The sequence below is a fragment of the Lysinibacillus sp. NPDC097287 genome (assembly GCF_044761695.1).
In the GTDB taxonomy this organism is placed as follows: domain Bacteria; phylum Bacillota; class Bacilli; order Bacillales_A; family Planococcaceae; genus Lysinibacillus.
Genome location: NZ_JBIWCX010000001.1, coordinates 192,371 through 212,650, shown reverse-complemented (window position 1 = coordinate 212,650; position 20,280 = coordinate 192,371). Strand labels below are relative to the sequence as shown.

General features: G+C 38.2%; 20 protein-coding genes. 13 read left to right on the top strand and 7 right to left on the bottom strand.

Going from position 1 to position 20,280, the window contains the following annotated elements; all coding sequences use genetic code 11:
* Positions 1-143: 143 nt before the first annotated feature.
* The 3 genes from ACIQ2D_RS00960 (at position 144) to ACIQ2D_RS00950 (ending at position 3,604) form a co-directional block, all read left to right on the top strand.
* Positions 144-266, top strand: coding sequence for an RAxF-45 family protein (locus tag ACIQ2D_RS00960; protein ID WP_402858021.1), 123 nt, complete (start codon positions 144-146; stop codon positions 264-266).
* Positions 267-388: 122 nt separating this feature from the next.
* Positions 389-2,191 carry a ribosomal protection-like ABC-F family protein gene (gene abc-f, locus ACIQ2D_RS00955; RefSeq protein ID WP_402858018.1) on the top strand — a complete coding sequence of 601 codons (1,803 nt, stop codon included), beginning with the start codon at positions 389-391 and terminating at the stop codon, positions 2,189-2,191.
* Between the two features lie 681 nt (positions 2,192-2,872).
* Positions 2,873-3,604, top strand: a complete 732-nt coding sequence (locus ACIQ2D_RS00950; RefSeq protein ID WP_402858015.1) for a hypothetical protein — start codon at positions 2,873-2,875, stop codon at positions 3,602-3,604.
* Between the two features lie 41 nt (positions 3,605-3,645).
* On the opposite strand, the gene ACIQ2D_RS00945 is transcribed toward ACIQ2D_RS00950, so the two are convergent.
* The gene (locus tag ACIQ2D_RS00945) at positions 3,646-4,023 is read right to left on the bottom strand and encodes a hypothetical protein (RefSeq protein ID WP_402858012.1); all 378 of its coding nucleotides are present in this window, start codon (positions 4,021-4,023) and stop codon (positions 3,646-3,648) included.
* 78 nt (positions 4,024-4,101) lie between these two features.
* A complete protein-coding gene (locus tag ACIQ2D_RS00940) occupies positions 4,102-4,725 on the bottom strand; it encodes a hypothetical protein (protein WP_402858009.1) in 624 nt (207 codons plus the stop codon).
* Positions 4,726-4,978: 253 nt separating this feature from the next.
* Here ACIQ2D_RS00940 and ACIQ2D_RS00935 point away from each other — a divergent pair, with 253 nt between their 5' ends.
* Together ACIQ2D_RS00935 and ACIQ2D_RS00930 are read left to right on the top strand one after the other, a co-directional pair.
* The gene (locus ACIQ2D_RS00935) at positions 4,979-5,509 is read left to right on the top strand and encodes an NfeD family membrane protein (RefSeq protein WP_402754572.1); all 531 of its coding nucleotides are present in this window, start codon (positions 4,979-4,981) and stop codon (positions 5,507-5,509) included.
* Positions 5,510-5,525: 16 nt separating this feature from the next.
* Positions 5,526-7,082, top strand: a complete 1,557-nt coding sequence (locus tag ACIQ2D_RS00930; RefSeq protein ID WP_402858006.1) for a flotillin lipid rafts scaffold protein FloT — start codon at positions 5,526-5,528, stop codon at positions 7,080-7,082.
* 44 nt (positions 7,083-7,126) lie between these two features.
* Here ACIQ2D_RS00930 and ACIQ2D_RS00925 read toward each other — a convergent pair whose 3' ends face one another.
* Complete coding sequence (locus ACIQ2D_RS00925; protein ID WP_402858003.1) at positions 7,127-7,672, bottom strand: GNAT family N-acetyltransferase; 546 nt, start codon at positions 7,670-7,672, stop codon at positions 7,127-7,129.
* A gap of 528 nt (positions 7,673-8,200) precedes the next feature.
* Here ACIQ2D_RS00925 and ACIQ2D_RS00920 point away from each other — a divergent pair.
* Positions 8,201-9,415, top strand: coding sequence for an MFS transporter (locus ACIQ2D_RS00920; protein ID WP_402858000.1), 1,215 nt, complete (start codon positions 8,201-8,203; stop codon positions 9,413-9,415).
* An 18-nt stretch (positions 9,416-9,433) separates the two neighbouring features.
* Here ACIQ2D_RS00920 and ACIQ2D_RS00915 read toward each other — a convergent pair whose 3' ends face one another.
* From ACIQ2D_RS00915 to ACIQ2D_RS00905, 3 genes are all read right to left on the bottom strand, one after another.
* Complete coding sequence (locus ACIQ2D_RS00915; protein WP_402857997.1) at positions 9,434-10,216, bottom strand: enoyl-ACP reductase FabI; 783 nt, start codon at positions 10,214-10,216, stop codon at positions 9,434-9,436.
* Between the two features lie 244 nt (positions 10,217-10,460).
* On the bottom strand, positions 10,461-10,907 hold the full coding sequence (locus ACIQ2D_RS00910) for a hypothetical protein (protein ID WP_402857994.1): 447 nt from the start codon (positions 10,905-10,907) through the stop codon (positions 10,461-10,463).
* A gap of 289 nt (positions 10,908-11,196) precedes the next feature.
* Entirely contained in the window at positions 11,197-11,445 is a 249-nt protein-coding gene (locus tag ACIQ2D_RS00905; protein ID WP_053584054.1) for a ferredoxin, read from the bottom strand.
* Positions 11,446-11,551: 106 nt separating this feature from the next.
* On the opposite strand from ACIQ2D_RS00905, the gene ACIQ2D_RS00900 reads away from it, so the two are divergent.
* The 7 genes from ACIQ2D_RS00900 to ACIQ2D_RS00870 all read left to right on the top strand — a co-directional run bounded on the left by ACIQ2D_RS00900 (position 11,552) and on the right by ACIQ2D_RS00870 (position 19,016).
* Positions 11,552-12,580, top strand: coding sequence for a YpbB family protein (locus ACIQ2D_RS00900; protein ID WP_402857991.1), 1,029 nt, complete (start codon positions 11,552-11,554; stop codon positions 12,578-12,580).
* Positions 12,581-12,583: 3 nt separating this feature from the next.
* Positions 12,584-14,026, top strand: coding sequence for a RecQ family ATP-dependent DNA helicase (locus ACIQ2D_RS00895; RefSeq protein WP_402857988.1), 1,443 nt, complete (start codon positions 12,584-12,586; stop codon positions 14,024-14,026).
* 85 nt (positions 14,027-14,111) lie between these two features.
* Positions 14,112-14,804, top strand: a complete 693-nt coding sequence (locus ACIQ2D_RS00890; protein ID WP_402857985.1) for a LysM peptidoglycan-binding domain-containing protein — start codon at positions 14,112-14,114, stop codon at positions 14,802-14,804.
* A gap of 161 nt (positions 14,805-14,965) precedes the next feature.
* The gene (locus ACIQ2D_RS00885; protein WP_402857982.1) at positions 14,966-15,724 is read left to right on the top strand and encodes a metallophosphoesterase; all 759 of its coding nucleotides are present in this window, start codon (positions 14,966-14,968) and stop codon (positions 15,722-15,724) included.
* A gap of 73 nt (positions 15,725-15,797) precedes the next feature.
* Positions 15,798-16,760, top strand: a complete 963-nt coding sequence (locus tag ACIQ2D_RS00880; protein WP_402857979.1) for a YpdA family putative bacillithiol disulfide reductase — start codon at positions 15,798-15,800, stop codon at positions 16,758-16,760.
* A 149-nt stretch (positions 16,761-16,909) separates the two neighbouring features.
* Positions 16,910-17,470 carry a glycerol-3-phosphate acyltransferase gene (locus ACIQ2D_RS00875; protein WP_402857976.1) on the top strand — a complete coding sequence of 187 codons (561 nt, stop codon included), beginning with the start codon at positions 16,910-16,912 and terminating at the stop codon, positions 17,468-17,470.
* Positions 17,471-17,474: 4 nt separating this feature from the next.
* A complete protein-coding gene (locus ACIQ2D_RS00870) occupies positions 17,475-19,016 on the top strand; it encodes a GNAT family N-acetyltransferase (RefSeq protein ID WP_402857973.1) in 1,542 nt (513 codons plus the stop codon).
* A gap of 232 nt (positions 19,017-19,248) precedes the next feature.
* On the opposite strand, the gene ACIQ2D_RS00865 is transcribed toward ACIQ2D_RS00870, so the two are convergent.
* Positions 19,249-20,217 carry an asparaginase gene (locus ACIQ2D_RS00865; protein ID WP_402857970.1) on the bottom strand — a complete coding sequence of 323 codons (969 nt, stop codon included), beginning with the start codon at positions 20,215-20,217 and terminating at the stop codon, positions 19,249-19,251.
* Between the last annotated feature and the right edge of the window lie 63 nt (positions 20,218-20,280).

The following is a 20,280-nucleotide window of genomic DNA, read 5'->3' as shown; positions in this document are numbered from 1 at the left end:
ACTAGTATATAACCATTTCAAACGTTTGTATATTTTAAATTAATAGAAAGTGTAAATTTTCGGAAAATAAATTGTTAAACTTTTCTAAATTGTTTATAGTGTGATATTATAGAACTAATTATGATGAACGGAGGTGAGAAGGGATGAATCAAAACGCTACTGGAACAGGTGTGAAAGACGATAAAGCTATGTATTTTGCACGTGTAATTATTTTTGATTTTGCGACTGACGGGACAGGTCTGTTCATTTTTAGCAAAATTAAATAATAAACGTAGCGGATTAGCCATTCTTTTTCACAATAGGATTTCAGAAAAAGACTGCTTGTTAATGGAGCGGTCTTTTTGTGTTAAAAAATGCTCTTTTCGCTCGCTTTACGGAGGGAAAAACGATGCAAATAAAGGCAGAAAACATACAAAAAGTATTGGGTGGAAATGTAATATTCGAAGGGCTTCAATTGGAGGTAAATCATAGTGAACATGTGGCCATTGTTGGTGCAAATGGTTGTGGGAAAACGACACTCTTACAGCTTTTATCAGGAAATGGAATACCTGATGGGGGGCGTATTATTAAAAGTAAAGAGGCGACAATTGGGTATCTCCATCAAATACCTTATTATCCATCACTTACGGTGAAAGAAGTGTTAGAAGAGGCATTTACAGAAATTTTTGCTTTGAAAGCAAAGATGTCACAGTTAGAACGGGAAATGCAGCTAGAGAGTATTAACACTAAAGTATTACAACAATACGGTCATGTTCAGGAACAATTTATGCAGTGTGGTGGTTATGAAATTGATGCTCAGCTTGCTACTATTGCAAATGGCATTGGTATTGCTCATCTACTTGAACAATCTTTTTCAAAATTGAGTGGTGGGGAAAAGACAAAGGTCATGCTAGGACAAATTTTGTTGAAGAATACATCTATCTTGTTATTAGATGAACCTACCAATCATTTAGATATGAATGCGATTGAATGGCTTGAAAATTATGTGCAAAACTTTACCGGTATTGTGATAGTTGTATCGCATGATCGTCAATTTATGAATAGAATGGCGCAAAAAATCATCGAAATTGAGGATGGAACTGCCTGCACATATATTGGAAACTATGATGCTTTTGTTGCACAGAAAGAAGCGAAGATTGAACAGCAATTCGCTGAATTTGAGGAACAGCAGAAGAAAATTAAAAAAATGCAGGAAGCAATTAAACGCTTAAAGCAGTGGGCGAATGAAGCAAATCCACCAAGTGAGTCTTTACATCGTCGGGCGAAAAATATGGAAAAAGCGTTAGCGCGCATTGAGCGTGTAAAAAAGCCAGCGACTACAAAGAAAATGAATTTAGCATTAATGATGGCTGAGCGGAGTGGCAAAGAAGTTGTTCAAATGAAGGATATCAGACATGCATTTGAAAAAACTTTATTTAAGGATAGTCATTTATCGGTTTATTTTGGGGATCGATTAGCGATTATTGGTGACAATGGCAGTGGTAAATCTACATTACTTAAAATGATTTTACAAGAAATTGAGCCGGATAGTGGCTTTTCTAAAATCGGCAGTAATGTGAAAATCGGTTATCTCTCACAACAATTTGAACAAGAAAATCCAACGATTCGATTAATTGATGCCTTTCGTGAGTGTGTTCTTGTATCTGAAGCAGAAGCCCGACATATGCTCGCACAGTTTTTATTTTATGGCTATGATGTGTTCAAGAGAGTAAATGATTTAAGTGGCGGTGAAAAAATGCGACTGCGTTTGGCACAGCTTATGCATGAAGACATCAATTTACTAGTACTTGATGAGCCGACCAATCATCTAGATATTGAGTCTAGAGAGGTGCTTGAAGATACGTTAGACTCCTTTGAAGGAACGATTATTGGGGTGTCTCATGATCGATATTTTCTCCAAAAGATCTTCACGAGAATTGCATGGATTGAGCATGAACAAATTACGATGTACGATGGCGACTATGAATGGGCTAAGATGAAGCGTCAAACGCAAGAACAAATTCAACTGGCGGTCAATGTGCCAGTTAAGAAAGGAAGACTTGCAAAAGAAATCTCTTTAGAAGAGCAAATCGAAAAGCTTGAAAAAAGGTTAGAAGAATCGACACTTGCAGACGAACAGCGACGAAAGTTAGAGCAGCAACTTGAAACACTTTATGAAAAATGGGTAGGTGAGGGAGAGGAACTTGTATAATAAAGAATGAAGTGAAAATGAGTACTCAACATGTTTGATAGTAAAAGAAATTAACTATCAAACATATCTTTCTTCGGATTTCTGATTTATTATCAAAGTAGGGTTGGTTCTACGGTCATTATCGATCATGAACAGTATTTTTTAGTAGACTTGAAATTTCATAAATAGTTTTTCTAAGAAGAACCACGAACATTTAAGTGGAGCGAAAGGCGGCGACTCCAGCGGGAAAAGCAAGCGAACCGAGACCCTGGACTGAGCGTAGCGAGGGAAGCGGCTCGGTGCTTGCCCGCGGAAAGCGTCCGCCTGTAGCGTAACGATGCGAATAATCATATTTTTTATCTTTATAATGTTCGTATTTGTTGATGGAAATATGAATTATGAAATTGATTCACTTGTAATAATTATAAAAAATAAATCACGTGGATACCAAATTAAGAAATTTAGGAGATTAGAGGTAAATTACTTGAAAAAATTTGGTGTTAGATTTATGTTTTTTAAAGATATGCTTAAATTTTATTTCAAACAATAGGCTGAATAAAATTAAAGCCTCCGGTGGATGTCACAGATTTTGAATAGTTTTGGCACAATTCAAAATTTGGATGCAATGGTTTCTGCGCTTACGTGTAGTGACAGCGACAAATTTTCTGGGGCGAATTTGATTGGAACTTGGAGGATGTAAAAATGCACGGAATTTTAATACGCTATAATGTGTCTGAAGAAATGACTGAAAATCAGTGCTCCAAAAAAATGGATGCATTTGCTTATGTGCAGCGAAGCAAACCTCACGCTGAAGAAAAAATGCTTTCATCGGACGAATTACGAGATCATGCTATTCGCTATATTAAAAGTTTAAAAGAAAACGCAAGTGAACATCTGGTGGAACATCGCACTGGGGAAATTGAACATTTTGATCGACGTTATACAGAGTCATTGAAATCAAAAGAAAGTATTGAAGCACAACTCATTAATCTAGAAGAAATTCTACTATTATTACAATCAATGAATGTACTAGATTTATCACATGCATTTGTAGAAAATTCAGGGAAATTATTGCGCCAACTTAGCCCTTATGCCAATGATGCAGAGCATCCAACATTTCAGACGACGCGTGTGGAGCGCCATTTTTATACGGAATTGTTAGAGCATATTGAGGTAGTTCAAGCGCGTATATTGCGGATGCATAATCCATCCACTATAGAGATGCAGCACAATGAAAAACTATGGAAATCAGTTTGTGAGCAGGCGATTGAAAAAGTAGAAGCACGAATCGAACGGTTTTCAAATGTAAAAATTAAGTATGAGAAAAAGTTACTAGAGCTAAATGAATTAAAGCAGCAAAATGTCGAAGCGAAAGAACGTTTGGATCATGCTGTACACGAGTTAGACCAAATATTAGAAGCGCTAGAATCATAAAAAAAGCATGCCGCTATTAGTACTCTTTTAATGAGAGTATTTTAGCTTGGCATGCTTTTATTGTTTTTATTTTTCGATTGGCGATATATGCGTAGTAAATCGTAAGCGAGCAGTATCATAGCGAAATAAAACATTGGACTGTTTAAAGATAGTCCAACTTGTGAATGACCACCTAGCAATGTAAGCGTAATCCACAAGCCAATGATATAAATTGTTAAACTAAGACGCTGTTTTAGTGAGAGTTTATCTTCTCGCCCTTTTGTCACCACAAGCTGCAAAATAATAAGTGCAATAAACATGGCGGAAATGACTTTTTTAGAAATTACATCAGCAAATGCTATCGACGGAAAAAAATCGATAATTACCATGAAGGTGAAAATTGCAAGTACTGTATAGTTAATGACCCTTGGAAATTTCATGCAATTTCCCCTTCCTACTAATATTACATGTTTCTCCTTGAATAAAAAACACAAAGGAAAAAATCGTCATTTGTATTTTTAAAGTTTATATTTCTTTCCATTTTGATAGGCATGATGAGCTGCTGCCCATAATAAGGGAGATGGTTGGTAAGGTGTTTTTTTTGAGCTGGATTTCTTTTTCTTCCTATAATCAAAATCTGTCGCAGGTTTTTCTTGATATTCTTTTGTTTTTTGAAATTCTTTGACAGAATCTTGTAGCTGATTTGTGCGAACGAGGGCATCTCCAGCTGTCGAGTCAGATTTTCTAATGCCATCAATAGTTAGCAAGGGCACTTGCATTGTGCTGACTTTCGTGCGAGCCATGCGCATCATCAATTCAGTTTGCTCGCGTTCCGCAGAAATACGTAATACACGGTCCACACTTGCTGGGGCGTGTTTTATGAGATAGCTAAGTTCCTCAGTTGATAATTTTTTTCCGCTGTTAAATTTACTGATAATACGCTCGGCTTTCGAGTTACCTTCACCCGTTTTTATCTTCGCTTCCTGCATTTCAGATAACTGCTTTTGAATTGATTCTTTTAGAATAGCAGCAGGATCTTTTATTGCATTTTCTTCATCTGCAATTATTTCTGTTGTTTTTGGAGTATTTGTCTGTGAGGTTTTTTGGGGTAAAAATGTATCTATTGACGGATGAATTTTCATTAAGTAACCCCTCCTGATTTTAGTAAATATATCGGAAGTATTTGTAAAAAGTGAAGAGGGTCATCGGCAAAAATCACAAGATCTATGTAAATTGTAGAATTTCTAGTTGATTGTAAAAAATATACTTGTTATGACAAAGATACAACGTTTAAGAAGTAGTATCACTTTAATTGTTTGAAAATATTAATAATTTTGAAACCTAACGGTGAGTTCATCCGTATAGTAAGTAACGCGATGAAAGGGGTGAAACAATTTGACGCTATTTGGCTATTCGCTGGAGCAAATATATTTGGTTGTTTTAATTTTTGTCGGTCTAGGAACAATTTTGTACATGTTTTTTGGGGATGTCGCAGAGGGCATTGGTGAAGGACTACCCATTTTAAATCCGAGTGTCATTTTATCATTTATCACGATGATGGCTGCAGCTGGCTATATATTGGAGAAGCTTGCATGGCTTTCTAGTGGCATGAATATCGTCGTTGCTTTTATTCTCGGTGCCATTTTAAGCACTCTTTTCTATCTATTCATTCTAGTACCGTTAAAATCAGCTGATGTCTCGCTTGCTTATACCGAAGAATCACTTGGCGGTCAATTAGGGAAGGTCATAGTACCGATTCCGATAGACGGCTTTGGAGAGGTCGTAATCGAATCAGCAAGTGGCATGATTTCTAAACGTGCAACAGGTTTTGACAACGAAGCAATCGATTATGATACAACGGTTTTGATTGTGGAAGTTAAGGAAGGTACGTTATTCGTCAGGGAGTATGAAAAGAAATTTATATAATAGAGGAGAGATTTAGATGACAGGGATGACAGGAATTTTGATTGTTGTAGGAATTGTTGTATTTGTTTTAATCGCTATCGTAGCACTATATATCACTAAGTACCGTACGGCAGGTCCAGATGAGGCATTAATTGTTACAGGTAGTTACCTTGGCTCAAAAAATGTACATACGGATGAGTCAGGAAATCGTATCAAAATAATTCGTGGGGGCGGTACATTCGTATTCCCGGTTTTCCAACAGGCACAACCTTTAAGTTTATTATCAAGTAAATTAGAAGTTACTACACCAGAGGTTTATACAGAACAGGGTGTTCCTGTAATGGCAGATGGTACGGCAATTATTAAAATTGGTGGCTCGATTACGGAAATCGCTACAGCCGCAGAACAATTTTTAGGGAAGCAAAAATCGGAGCGTGAAGGGGAAGCACGTGAAGTTTTAGAGGGACACCTACGCTCAATTTTAGGATCAATGACAGTTGAGGAAATTTATAAAAATCGTGATAAGTTCTCACAAGAAGTACAACGTGTGGCATCACAGGACTTAGCGAAGATGGGGTTAATTATCGTATCATTCACGATCAAAGATGTCCGTGATAAAAATGGCTACTTAGATTCACTAGGGAAGCCGCGTATTGCGCAAGTGAAGCGTGATGCGGATATTGCGACAGCAGAAGCGGAAAAAGAAACACGTATTAAACGTGCAGAAGCATCAAAAGAAGCACAAAAGGCAGAGTTAGAACGTGCAACGGAAATTGCTGAGGCTGAAAAAGAAAATCAATTAAAAGTTGCAGAATTCCGCAGAGAACAAGATATTGCAAAAGCTCGTGCCGACCAAGCCTATGAGCTTGAAACAGCCCGTGCAAAACAAGATGTAACAGAACAAGAAATGCAGATTCGAATTATTGAACGTCAAAAGCAAATTGAGTTAGAAGAAAAAGAAATTTTACGTCGTGAGAAGCAATATGATTCGGAAGTGAAGAAAAAAGCAGATGCTGATCGTTACGCAGTGGAGCAAAATGCGGCAGCAGAAAAAAGTCGCGAGCTGGCACAAGCAGATGCTGAGAAATATCGTATTGAGTCATTAGCTAAAGCTGAAGCGGAAAAGATTCGACTAGACGGTCTTGCTAAGGCAGACGCCGAACGTGCACAAGGGGAAACAGATGCTGATATTATCCGATTACGTGGTCTTGCAGAAGCCGAGGCAAAACGAAAAATTGCGGAAGCCTTTGAATACTATGGTCAAGCAGCTGTACTCGACATGGTTGTGCGCATGATGCCAGAATACGCAAAAGAACTTGCGAGTCCACTTGGTAATATCGATAAAATTACAGTCGTTGATACAGGTGGCGGGGAAGGCTCAGGCGGTGCCAACAAAGTGACGTCTTACGCGACGAACCTGATGTCAACATTGCAAGAAACGCTGAGAGAAACATCTGGGATTGATGTGAAAGAACTGATTGAAAGTTATGCAGGAAAACATACACTACGTCCAGAGTTGTCTCAGATTGCTACTGGACTAGAGAAGAAACAAGATTCAGTGGAGACAGAGAACGAACCACAAACAGTTGAATAAATAAGAAATAGCTACCTAACCATTAACGTTTAGGTAGCTATTTACTATGGGGTTTTCGTCCATTCGTTTGCAAGCATACCGTATACAACATGATCGACAAAGTGGTCATATAGCCATTCTGCTGATCGGATTGTACCTTCATTTACGAAGCCTAGACGCTCAGGAATGGCACGACTTTTTGTATTGTCAACCGCTGCGCGAATTTCAACTTTATTGAATTGAAGTTCTTCAAATGCATACTGACATAAAGCTTGCGTGGCCCTTGTCATAATGCCATGTCCATGAGCTTCTTTACTTAACCAGTAACCGATATAGACTGTTTCGTTGGCATGGTTTATGTTATTGAATCCGGCGATACCGACGATTTTTCCGTCGAATAAAATGACAGTTGAAAGGCATTTATTTTCTTTGAATCCTGCGATATTGCTTTCAATAAAACTACGGGTATGCTCTTCTTTTGTAGTCATGTCCAGCCATGGGAGCCACTCACGTAATGTGCTTCTAGATGTGTCTGTTAGAGCAAAAACACTTTGCGCATCTTCTACTGTCACAGCGCGTAAGGATAATTTGTCATCAATTAATATTTGCATCTCATCTGCCCCTTTTCATTAAAATACTAGGTTAGTCACCATAAAACGAGGTTGAAATTAACGGGTGTATCACTTTGCCATAAAAAGGATATTTATCTATTGTAATTCATTTTACTATGTAATATCAATCATTATGATATAAATCTATCAACTAGGAGGATACACGTTCAATTTCAGGCACGACGGTTGTTCTATTCTTTTTATATAGACTAAAAGAATGCTAATGGCCTTATGGTTTGATATCGTTCTTATAAATGTGCAAATTACCAATGATTTAGGACAACTCTAACAAGGTGATTTTATAATGGTATGTTCGGCATAAGTTTAAATTCGCTGAAATTTGTCTATTTTTTGACAATTTTAGGTGTAATTCAATTAAAGTTGTATTAGAATAATAGTATAACCATAGATTTTTTAATAGATGAAGAGATAAAACAAAGAAAATAGGTTCGGGGAGGGAGAATATTTCGAGGATAAAAGTATTTTGGAGAATGTAACGAAGGCGAAAATTTATGGGGAGAATAAGAAATGGGCTATATAAAAAAGGGGACAAAAGAGTTTAATAAAGCGAATTGGGCATTATTTTTAGCGGGGTTTATTACTTTTGCGAATTTGTATGTGTCGCAGCCACTATTGCCGACATTTTCAGAGGAGTTTAACGTATCGCCTGCAGTTGCTAGTTTATCTTTATCGGTGACGACATTTGCACTAGCGGTGAGTATGATTATTGTGGGCTCATTATCGGAATCTTGGGGGAGAAAGCCGTTAATGACTATTTCCATATTTGCGGCATCTGTTATTACGCTAGCACTTGCATTTTCACCAAACTTTGAAACGATTCTTGGGTTACGAGTGATTCAGGGAGTCGTCTTTGCTGGTTTACCTGCAATCGCCATGGCGTATTTAGGTGAAGAAATTGACCCGCCAAGCTTAGGCGTTGCAATGGGTTTATACATAAGTGGTAACTCAGTAGGGGGACTGAGTGGTCGCGTCATTATCGGTACATTTACAGATTTGTATAGCTGGAAAGTTGGGATGATTGTTCTTGGTCTTTTAAGTATCATTATTAGCGTCATGTTTGTTATGATGCTACCGAAATCTAAACATTTCACGCCACGACCTTTACAATTTAAAGCATTAACAAAATCGCTTATTCAACATTTAAAAGACCCATCCATGCTATGTCTATTTGGCATAAGCTTTGTCTTAATGGGTAGTTTTGTCACATTGTATAACTACATAGGCTTTAAACTAATGGCACCGCCTTACAATTTGAGTGCAGCAATTGTTGGATGGATTTTTGTCATCTATTTAGTTGGCACGTTTAGCTCGGCTTGGTTTGGTAGTTTGGCTGATAAATATGGTAGGCAGAGAATGCTGATAATTGCCATTGCTATCATGCTATCGGGTGCCATTCTAACTATAAACGGCTTATTGATTATGAAAATTTTGGGTATTACGGTATTTACATTTGGCTTTTTTGCAGCGCATTCGATTGCGAGTGGGTGGGTGAGTAAACGTGCCACACATGCTAAAGCGCAAGCGTCATCATTATATTTGTTCTTCTATTATTTTGGTTCGAGTGTTGGGGGAACAGTAGGGGGCGTATTCTGGATGCAGTACGGCTGGATGGGCGTCATCTCAATGATTACCGTTTGTTTACTCGTAGCATGTACCCTAACATTTGTATTAAGGGGCGTTGTAGCGAAAAATCCATTAATAAAAGAAGTGAGTGACATGTGAATGTCGCTCACTTCTTTTTTAACCCATAATATTGTAACCAGCGTCGATGTAAATCGTTTCACCAGTGACACCACGTGATAGGTGAGAAAGCATTACCATTGTCATATCTGCAACTTCATCTTGTTGAACATTGCGTTTTAACGGTGCTGTTTCTTCGATTTTGTGTAAGATCGTATTGAATGAAGGTACACCTTTTGCTGCAAGTGTACGAATTGCACCAGCTGAAATGGCATTAACTCGGATATTATCTTTGCCTATATCTGCAGCAAGGTAACGCATTGAAGCTTCTAATGCTGCTTTTGCGACACCCATGACGTTGTAGCCATCAAGTACACGCTCAGCACCTAAATAACTCATTGTGACAATAGATCCGCCTTCTGTCATATAAGGATGTGCGGCTTTTGCAGTTGAAATAAGTGAGTACGCACTTGTATCCTGTGCAAATGCATAACCGTCACGGGTAGTTTCTAAAAATCGGTTGTGTAAATCTTCTGCATTAGCAAATGCAACTGAGTGCACAATACCGTGAATAACGCCAACTTTTGCCCCAATTTCATCGAAAGCTGCTTTTGTACTCTCATCACTGTTCACGTCGCATTGTACGATAAGTGTACCTTGTTGTCCGTAGTTTTCAAGTTGCTTTTGTAATTTTTTTAGTGAGCGTTCTTGACGGTAGGTGAAGATTACATTCGCCCCAACATCAAATAGACGTTTAGCGATCCCCCAAGCAATACTTCTGTCATTCGCAACGCCCATCACGACGATATTTTTATCTTTTAATTGTAATAGATTATCCATCATTTATATAATCCCCTTTTGAAATGATATCTGTTATTAGTACCAACTACTAAAATCTTATCATATATAAATTATGGATGCAATAACAACATAAAAAAGACGATGCACAAATGGCTCGTCTTTTTGAAAATTTAATTATGAAGTAGGATATGCAAATATCGATCAAGTTTCGTCTGGAGTCGCTCAAACATGGCAGTGGCTCGCTCAACCTCACCCATAAGTTACTTCATTTTAAATGTGAATCTTCTTATTTTTTGTTTGAATGTATATTATAAATGTCTAATGCTTGATAAAATGCGGCATTCACTGTTACCCTAAAACCGTTTTTGGAACGAATGGCTTGTGCAATTTTTTTTATCACACGTGTTTGATCCAAATGAAAGATTGCATCGCTAGTTGTGAAGTTTTTACTGCTGTGCGTAAGAAAGTATTCTTGTTCGAAATTACGATGTAAAATATCGAACGTGTCGTCGGTATTCAATAAATTGAATATCCAAAGGTTGACGGATTTACTAAATTGGAATGCTGTAATATAAAATAAATCATCGTCATTCATCTCGATAATTTTTCGAAAAACATGAAACTTTTCAAGTTCTTCCGTTAAAAAAGTATTGATTGAATAATGAATGGCTTTTGAAGGGCTAAGGATAAGGTTATTCTGATGGGATTTTATAAGAAGCCAGTTATTTAACACAACAGCCCATGTATCTATTTTATTTAAACATGTTGCATCTACATCATGTAAAACAGTTTTCCAGTTTGTAGCAAGTTGTTTAAATTGATCTATATAATCTTGCTGAATAATGTATAAGCTATGATCTATTTCTAATTGATTGAACAGAATAAATCCTCCTATGTAATTCTATATCTCTAGAACAAAAGGAATATAAATCTTAATTAAATGCTATATGTAAAAATTGCTAATTAAGAAGGCATCCTTAGGAAAGGATGCCTTGCTAAATGTATGTGTCACTGTGTAAAGACTACTCGAACTTTAATGAGTCACCATCGAAAGTTTCGTCTGCCACTTTGATAGAATCAGTTGGGCAACCTTCGAAAGCGTCTTGCATGTCTTCTAATAGATCTTCTGGAACTTCAGTAGTCCCCATGTTATCATCTAAAATAACGAAGGCAATTCCTTCATCATCATAATCATAAATGTCTGGTGCCGCTGCTCCGCATGCGCCACAAGCGATACATGTATCTTTATCGACAATTGTGTATTTAGCCATTTCTTTCTCTCCTTTTAAGATGTTCCTACGAAAGCTTCATACTCATTCTAAAGATGTTTAACTCACTTTTCAACATAATACTATTAAATTGGAGGAATTTGCGTCAATGTTTCAGCAAATACTATTGCAAATTTTTCAGAAACTGAATAATGAACGTACCGTTTCCGCTGCATATCATTTACTACGGGGAAAGCGTTCAGGCCAGACGATTCAAGATGTTGGGCTGTTTCAGCTACATGCATTTTTCGGTTTATTGCCAAAATTACCACGTGCTACATTTGATGCTGAAGTAGCTACATTTATGCAATATAGTTGGTTAGATATGCAAGAATCTGGTCGCTATGCTATGAAAAAGCTTGGTTTACAGCGAGCAGAACAAACGCCTGACTTTTTATTTGACGGCTGGCATTACCGAGGGAATGAGCATATGTTTTTTGCGAGATTATCGTTAATTGTACAGAGCTTATCCTATCAAAACGCTGGCATTCGTTCATTTTCACCAATTAGTAAAGACCCGCATGTCCAAGCGTGGGTTCGTACGTTTTTACTCGACCATTCTTACCAATCAGGGCAGGTACAGCAACAATTATTGAATGAGTGCGAGCGAGTATTTGCTATTATTCAAGTATCTAATGCCAACAAGCAACTTGTATTATACCGCTTGAATGGACATGGCATACCAGGGTGGACGTGGCAACAGCTTGCCAGCGAGCGAAAGGAAACAGTGCTAGACAGTCAATTAGCATTTATTGAAGTATTACATACATTACTAAATGAAGTGCATGCTACAAACTCTTATCCACTGTTGAGCAAAATCGCGGAGGGCTTGCGTGTAAAGGCGTTGCTAACAGATTCAGCGCAGCAAACCGCACATTTATATGAACAAGGTTATTCGCTTGAGCAAATTGTACAAATGAGACGTTTAAAACAAAGCACTATAGAAGATCATTTTGTAGAAATTGCTATGAATGAACCGAACTTTTCTATCGGTCCATTCGTCTCTTATATAGATGCAGAAAAAGTTTGGCAAGCTTCGAAGCAGTTACAAACAAAAAAATTAAAATCATTACATGAAGCCGTTGAAGGTATGAGTTACTTCCAACTGCGATTAATTCTTGCGAAGGGGGAGGTGTAGCATATGCAATTAGAACAAACTTTAGCAAAGTATTTTGGCTACACTTCGTTTCGTCCGGGGCAAAAGGAAGTAATCGAAGCTGTAATCGAAGGAAAAGATGTGATTGCCCTATTGCCAACTGGGATGGGGAAATCACTTTGTTATCAGTTACCCGGCTATATGTTTTCAAAACCTGTCATTGTTGTGTCGCCTTTACTTTCTTTAATGCAAGATCAGGTTGAGCAATTGAAGCGATTAGGGGAAAAACGAGTTGTCGCATTAAATTCTTTTCTATCAACGGAAGAAAAACGGTATGCCCTTCATTTTTTAGAGCAGTATCGTTTTATTTTCACTTCCCCAGAGATGCTGTTACAACACCAGGTACAAGAGAAACTTACGCGAATGGAGCTTAGCTTAGTTGTAGTGGATGAAGCGCATTGTATTTCACAATGGGGCTTTGATTTTCGACCGGATTATTTGCGAATTGGCGAGTGGTTTATGCAGAATAAGCGTCCACCAGTACTGGCTTTATCGGCGACTGCGACTGACAAGGTATTAACGGATATTCGTGCAACGTTATCTTTACACGCACCATTTGAATTTATTTATGATGTGGATCGACCAAATATCCATTTGGGCCGTGTAACATTTGAAGATAAAGCAGATAAGGCGAATTGGATTATGCATCATATACAAAAAACGGCTGGACCTGGCATTTTATATATGTCTTCAAGAAAACGAGCTGAGCAGTATAGTGAAACATTAAAACAAGCAGGTATTCGAGCGGCGGCTTATCATGCAGGATTTGGCACAGAGGATCGGCAGTTTATTCAGCAGCAATTTATTGATGGAGAGCTCGATTGGATAGTGGCGACCAATGCCTTTGGTATGGGCATAAATAAGGCAGATATTCGTCAGGTCATTCATGAATCGATGCCTTCAACGGTAGCGAATTATATGCAGGAAATTGGACGTGCGGGGCGTGATGGTAAACCTGCACTCGCGACGTTACTTTATAGCGACGGAGATGAGGACCTGGCTAAATTTGTGTCAACAGGGGATTTACCAGCAACCATTCATGTTGACCGTTATCAAGAACTATTGATGCAAAATGAACATCCATCACAAATGCTGAAAAACGGAGAAGTTGGTGAGACAGCTTTCCGCGTTCTTGATTATTGGATGAAAGAGGAGTCTGTTGAACAGGTAAAAATACGCTTAAATAACCTAGCACTCGAAAAATATCAGTCTATCTATGAAATGCAAAAAATTGCAGAGACTAAGGAGTGTATGCGTCGACAATTGGTTGGATATTTCGGTCAAAATTTACGAGAGAATCCAGAAAATTGTTGTGAAAATTGTGGCATAGATTACGATGAAATTATTAAAGAACGAACTGAAGTAGAGCAGAAAATAGAAATGGTATCGTGGGAGAGTCGGTTGAAACACTTACTAGTAGGTTTGTAGACAATTAACTACAGTCATTTACTTTTTTCGCAAAGTTCGTCATAATAATATGAAAGAATGGAAGTAAAGTTGGAGGGTAAGGCGAATGAGTAAAGAAGACTATCGTGATAAAATTGAAGAACATCGTCAGTCATTTGAAGAAGAAACAGATCAGACAACATTGTCTAGAGCTTCACGTGTGAAACGAAATGGCGGCAATTTAAAGAAACCAAAGAATACGAAACGTACAACACCACTAATGACGATTCTATTTATTATTTTCATATTAATTCCATCATCGATATTAATTTATTTCTTGGCGTTCTATGAGCCTGGAAAAACAATCGAGGAAGCGGAGAAAGATTCATCTGGTTCACCTGTTGAAGTTGCAAAACCCGGCGATAATTCTGGTGATAAAGTAACAATAGAATCTGAAGATAAAGAAGATAAAGCAGATATAGCGGACAAAGACGACAAACAAGCACAAGAACAATCTAAAAAAGATGCTGAATTATTAGCTGCACAGGAAGCGAAGAAGGTAGCAGACGCTAAAAAGGCAGAGGAAGCAGCTGCTGCCAAGAGAGCTGAAGAAGCGAGAAAAGCAGAAGAGGAACGTAAAGCTAAAGAAGAAGCTGCCGCGAAAGTTAAAACATATACTGTAAAAGATAAGGATAACTTATACCGTATCGCCCTAAATCATTATGGTGATGGCAGTGAAGCAACATTAGCAAAAATTCGTGCGGCAAATGGTATGTCTTCGGATATCGTTCAGGTTGGGCAAGTGATTAAATTACCATAAGTATTACGAATTTCATTGATTTGAAATGAAGTTTTTCTAGTATAAAATAATCGACATACGTCAACACCAAGAAATATTGAATCGTATGTCTAATTTAGCAAAGAGACGATACTTCATGGGAATGTATCGTCTTTTTGCTTTCGTTAAGGAGGAGTACGGGAATGATTTATGTTGGGGTATTTCTAGTAATTGCAATGGCATTCCTACTCTATATGTGGAAAGTGGCACACGAAAATAATGTGCTGAATCACCAATTGAAATTGGTTGGTGAACAAGAAAAAATTCGTGTGTTTTTTATTTCTGATACGCATTTGCGTAAAATCAATCGTGATATGATTAATGGGTTAGAGGGATCTTTTGATGCAGTAATTATTGGCGGTGATTTTGCTGATAGAAGAACACCCATCGAACGCATTCATGAAAATTTAGAGTTATTAACATCACTTGGACCCACTTATTTTGTATGGGGCAATAATGATCGAGAAGTTGGGGAAGAAAGACTTCAAGGTATAATGCTTGAGCATGGGGTGCATATATTAGCGAATGATGCGGTATTACTATCAAACAAGAAAAATCGCTTTTGGTTAAGTGCTATTGAAGATACGTCGACAAGAAAGTACAGCTTTGAGGCCGCTTTTGAAAAAATTGATGAAGAAGATCTTGTCGTTTTTATATCACATAATCCGGGTGTTTTTACTCGTGTACGCGCTAAATTTAGAGCTGATTTAATGATTGGTGGGCATCTACATGGCGGTCAAATTCGTGTCGGTCCTTACGGTGTCCATCCAAACGGTTCTTATAGGGAACGTGAAGGCGTCATGACGCTAGTTAGTAATGGTTATGGCACAACGTTATTACCTTTACGTTTAGGTGCGAAGCCGCAATGTCATATTATTGACATTGAAATAGCGGGTAAATAAACAACCATAACTGTATAAAGGGCGTATAATGGTAGCTATAGTCTTTCTTTAGAATTAAAAGGAGTGTCAAATAATGCAACAAGTAGATGCAATTATTGTAGGCGGAGGCCCATGTGGGTTAGCGGCAGCAATATCTTTGCAAAACATTGGCTTAAATCCAATTGTTATTGAAAAAGGAAATATAGTAAATGCCATTTATCATTATCCAACACATCAAACATTTTTTAGTACGAGTGAACGTTTAGCAATCGGTGACGTACCGTTTATCATTGAAGAACGTAAGCCAAAACGTAATCAGGCACTTGTTTACTATCGTGAAGTGGTGCGTCTGAAAAATATTCAAGTAAATCGTTTTGAAGAGGTAAGTAGTGTCGTGAAAAGTGGCGAAACTTTTACGGTAACGACAAGTAAAGATGTGTACGAAACACCTTATGTCGTGATTGCGACAGGCTACTACGATCATCCGAATTATTTGAACTTACCAGGCGAAAAATTACCAAAAGTGCATCACTACTTTAAAGAAGCGCACGAATTTTTTGATACGGATGTATTAGTAATCGGTGGGAAAAATTCTGCAGTTGATGCAGCGCTTGAGCTGAACAAAGCAGGCGCACGTGTAACGGTGGTATACCGTGGTAGTGAGTATTCGCCAAGCATTAAACCGTGGGTATTACCAGAGTTTGAAGGTGTCGTACGTAGCGGAGAAGTGACGATGCATTTCAATACGAATGTCAAAGAAATTCGTGAACATGAGGTTGTACTTGATATAGAAGGTCGTGAAGAAGTACTGAAAAATGACTTCGTCTTTGCGATGACTGGTTATCATCCAGACCATGCCTTTATTCGTGCGATGGGTGTGACGATTGATGAGGAATCAGGGCGCCCGTACTGCGAGCCGGAAACAATGGAAACGAATGTGAAAGGATTATTCATTGCTGGGGTAATTGCGGCAGGGAATAATGCGAATGAAATTTTTATTGAAAATGGCCGATTCCACGGTGATAGTATTGCGAAAGCAATTGCAGAAAGAAAATAAGAATACCGGCTGTATGAGCACTAGCTGCTGATACAGCTTTTTTATACGGATAGAAACGGGAAAGTGACGGATAAACATCATAAAGCGACGGATAAATACACAAACTTGACGGATAGAGTAGTATACCGTGCACAAAGGGGGATTGAAGGATGATTTGGCTGTACTGGTTATTGAGCTATAGTATCGGCAACTTTATGACAGCTTATTTCGTTGGAAAAGTATATAACGTTAATTTGCAGGAGGAACGAAGTAAAAACTTAGGAGCGAGAAATGCGGGGAGTGTCATTGGTAAGGCTGCCTTTACATGGACGTTATTGGGGGATTTATTAAAAGGTGTATTGATTGTCGTGTTAGGTCGTTACTTACATCTTGAGGAATGGGTAATTGTAGGTGGGGCATTCTTTGTTATTGTTGGGCATTTATTTCCGATTTGGCTTAAATTTAATGGTGGTAAAGGTGTAGCGACCTTTGTTGGTGTGGGGCTCGTGTTATCGCCAGAGTTATTTTTGTTTATGGTCATTGGTACGGTCTTAACAGCTCTTGTCACAAGAAGTTTAACACTTGGGATGCTAGGTGGTTTTGTCTTCTATGCAAGTGCTATTATCATTTCAGGGCAGTTACAGACATATATACTGATGCTCTTGGCAATAATATTGATGCTTATCAAACATAAATCAAATATTCAAGAATCTTTAGATAGAAAGAAGTGAGTGGATGTATTGGTGTAAAATTGCACAAACACAAGCTGAATTTGATGCTATTGCAAAGTTGAATTATGCTACTTTTGTAGAGGAAATACCGCAGCATGAACCAAATGAATCGAAACGAAAAATTGACCGTTTTCATACAGAGAATACATATTTAGTCGTTTACAAAAAGACTGAATTAGTTGGTATGTTGGCATTTCGCGATCAGCGTCCTTTTTCGATTGATGAGAAAATCGGGGCGGTCGAGAACTATTTGGAGGAAGATATTTGTGAAAAACTGTGTGAAATACGCTTACTAGCAGTAAATAAGAAATATCGGACAGGGCGAGTATTCCTGAAGTTAGCCCAAGCTCTATATAGTTTTGCATATGAAAAGGGTTACTCTGCAGCGGTCATTTCTGGTACGACTCTTGAGGAAAAAATGTATAAGCAAATGGGTTTTACACAATTTGCACCAGCAGTCGGGGCGGAAGAAGCTAAGTTTTTGCCAATGGTACTAACTAGACAGCAGTTTGAACGTTCTTTGCAACAACGATTAACAAAAGGTAGCTCTACGTTTTATCCAGGACCAGTGAAACAACTAGGGGATATTACACATTCAGATATTTCACATCGTTCGCTTACGTTTCAGGCGCTATTTCAGCGAATGCGAAAAGGCCTTTTGCAAATTTCACAGGCAAACTACGTAGCCACTTTAGTTGGGACAGGAACACTTGCCAATGATGTGTTACTTGGGCAGCTAAAAGGTCAAAATCTAGGACGCGGCCTTATTTTATCCAATGGTGAGTTTGGTGAACGATTAATTGAGCAGTCTAAACAATGGTCTTTAGCCTTTGATACGATTCAAAATTCTTGGGGTGATCCATTTGATCCGAAAATAATTGAGGAACGCTTAGAAACGGGTGGATACAGTTGGTTATTGTTTGTACACGGGGAAACATCGACGGGTACATGCAATGACATGGAGATGCTTGTAAATCTTACAAAAGAATTTGATGTGAAGCTATGTGCTGACTGTATTAGCACATTCGGTGCGATGCCATTTTCTCTAGAGGACTTTTATTTAGCGACGGCTGTAAGTGGGAAGGCAATTGGTGCAATGAGTGGTCTAGCGTTTGTCTTTTCACAAGGATTAGCTGAACCTTCGACATTACCAGTTTACGTTAACTTAGCAAATTATCAACGTGAGCATGTCCCATTCACGATCCCATCAGCTCTAGTGGCCAATGTAGAAAAAGCTCTACAAGCGTATCCTGAAAGATTCGAACTATTACAGGAGCGTTTTCAAGCACTACAACGATTACCTATTGTAGGAAAATATAAATTACAAACTCCACGGTATCCAATGATTATCACATTAAAGTTACCGAGAGCATTTCAAGGGCTTTGTATGGATTTAAAGCTTAATGGCCTGTATTTACATGGGGATAGCCTTTATCTACGTCAGAAAAATTTTGTGCAGATAGCTGTTATTCAGCCTGATTTTGAAGCGGCGCTTATGCAACTTAAAGAGATTACTTTTTATTACGAACAAATAGTGGAAATATAGAAAAGGGCTATCTTAAAAGTAAAATAGTTTGCTGAGGGTATCTATTTATTGATATACAGGTGAAAATCCGCGTAGACTCCTGCGGGAACAGCACAAGACGTAAGACGCAACAAACCGCGCGTAGCGAGGGTTGCGACTAACGCTGTGCCCGCGGAAAGCAAAGCGGATTTTCACCATATAGAAAGCCAGTTGTTCTGCTTAAAGAGATTTATTGGACATCCCCTTATAGTAATTAAGAAAAGAATTCTTTTAAATCAATCGTTTTGTCTAACTGATTGAGACCTATTAATAATTTCAAACGAGCTTTTTGACCGTTTATGCCTGTGGCAAAAAGTGCACCAAGATCTTCAAGCATTTTACCACCGCCAACATAACCATATACACCTTCTGCAATACCGTTAAAACAGCGAGATACAAGTACGACGGGAATGTCACGTTCAAGCAAGGTTTCAATGCCTTTGACGACAGCAGGGGGCACATTGCCTTGTCCAAGTCCTTCTAAAACGACACCATCATAGTGACAGGCAAGAACGACATCTAGTAAATCCTCTTCCATCCCAGCATATATTTTAAGCATAGCTACACGTTTTGATAAATCTTGTAACTCTACATATTGACGACGCAGTGGACCATGATGGAATAAAATACGTGATTTTGTAATAAGCCCAACAGGTCCATATTGTGGAGATTGGAAAGTGTTTACTGAGCTGGTGCTTGTTTTTGTTGTATTTACAGCAAGATGAACTTCATCATTCATCACAACAAGTACACCTTTTCCACAAGCTTCATCATCTACAGCGACACGTACAGCTTCTACCAAATTGTAGACACCATCGGCACCTAATTCATTGGAAGAGCGCATGGCACCGGTTAAGACAATTGGTATATGTAAATTTGTTGTGAGCTCTAAAAAATACGCCGTTTCTTCTAATGTATCAGTACCGTGCGTGATGACAACACCATCAATCTGTTCAGTCGATACTTTTTCTAAAATTAAATTACGCAATATTAGCATTTCGTTCGGCGTAATATGTGGTGAGGGAAGATTGAAAGCCTCTATTTCTATAATTTTGGCAATTGATTCAAGGGCATTACTTTCTTTCATTAGAGGATTTTCTTTATTGGGCAACACAGCACCTTCTTCGCTCATCGCCATAGAAATCGTACCACCTGTATGGATTAGTAAAATTGTTTTTTTCATAAATTATATACTCCTTTTCAAATTTTTCGGGTCTTAACATGGTATAATATTTGCAGTCTATTG

Coding starts and splice junctions, on each gene's coding strand:
- ACIQ2D_RS00885 (WP_402857982.1), top strand. CDS start 14,966: ATGATTTATGTTGGGGTATTTCTAGTAATTGCAATGGCATTCCTACTC.
- ACIQ2D_RS00905 (WP_053584054.1), bottom strand. CDS start 11,445: ATGGCTAAATACACAATTGTCGATAAAGATACATGTATCGCTTGTGGC.
- ACIQ2D_RS00890 (WP_402857985.1), top strand. CDS start 14,112: ATGAGTAAAGAAGACTATCGTGATAAAATTGAAGAACATCGTCAGTCA.
- ACIQ2D_RS00880 (WP_402857979.1), top strand. CDS start 15,798: ATGCAACAAGTAGATGCAATTATTGTAGGCGGAGGCCCATGTGGGTTA.
- ACIQ2D_RS00950 (WP_402858015.1), top strand. CDS start 2,873: ATGCACGGAATTTTAATACGCTATAATGTGTCTGAAGAAATGACTGAA.
- abc-f (WP_402858018.1), top strand. CDS start 389: ATGCAAATAAAGGCAGAAAACATACAAAAAGTATTGGGTGGAAATGTA.
- ACIQ2D_RS00925 (WP_402858003.1), bottom strand. CDS start 7,672: ATGCAAATATTAATTGATGACAAATTATCCTTACGCGCTGTGACAGTA.
- ACIQ2D_RS00895 (WP_402857988.1), top strand. CDS start 12,584: ATGCAATTAGAACAAACTTTAGCAAAGTATTTTGGCTACACTTCGTTT.
- ACIQ2D_RS00865 (WP_402857970.1), bottom strand. CDS start 20,217: ATGAAAAAAACAATTTTACTAATCCATACAGGTGGTACGATTTCTATG.
- ACIQ2D_RS00960 (WP_402858021.1), top strand. CDS start 144: ATGAATCAAAACGCTACTGGAACAGGTGTGAAAGACGATAAAGCTATG.
- ACIQ2D_RS00920 (WP_402858000.1), top strand. CDS start 8,201: ATGGGCTATATAAAAAAGGGGACAAAAGAGTTTAATAAAGCGAATTGG.
- ACIQ2D_RS00915 (WP_402857997.1), bottom strand. CDS start 10,216: ATGATGGATAATCTATTACAATTAAAAGATAAAAATATCGTCGTGATG.
- ACIQ2D_RS00875 (WP_402857976.1), top strand. CDS start 16,910: ATGATTTGGCTGTACTGGTTATTGAGCTATAGTATCGGCAACTTTATG.
- ACIQ2D_RS00930 (WP_402858006.1), top strand. CDS start 5,526: ATGACAGGGATGACAGGAATTTTGATTGTTGTAGGAATTGTTGTATTT.
- ACIQ2D_RS00870 (WP_402857973.1), top strand. CDS start 17,475: ATGTATTGGTGTAAAATTGCACAAACACAAGCTGAATTTGATGCTATT.
- ACIQ2D_RS00900 (WP_402857991.1), top strand. CDS start 11,552: ATGTTTCAGCAAATACTATTGCAAATTTTTCAGAAACTGAATAATGAA.
- ACIQ2D_RS00940 (WP_402858009.1), bottom strand. CDS start 4,725: ATGAAAATTCATCCGTCAATAGATACATTTTTACCCCAAAAAACCTCA.
- ACIQ2D_RS00945 (WP_402858012.1), bottom strand. CDS start 4,023: ATGAAATTTCCAAGGGTCATTAACTATACAGTACTTGCAATTTTCACC.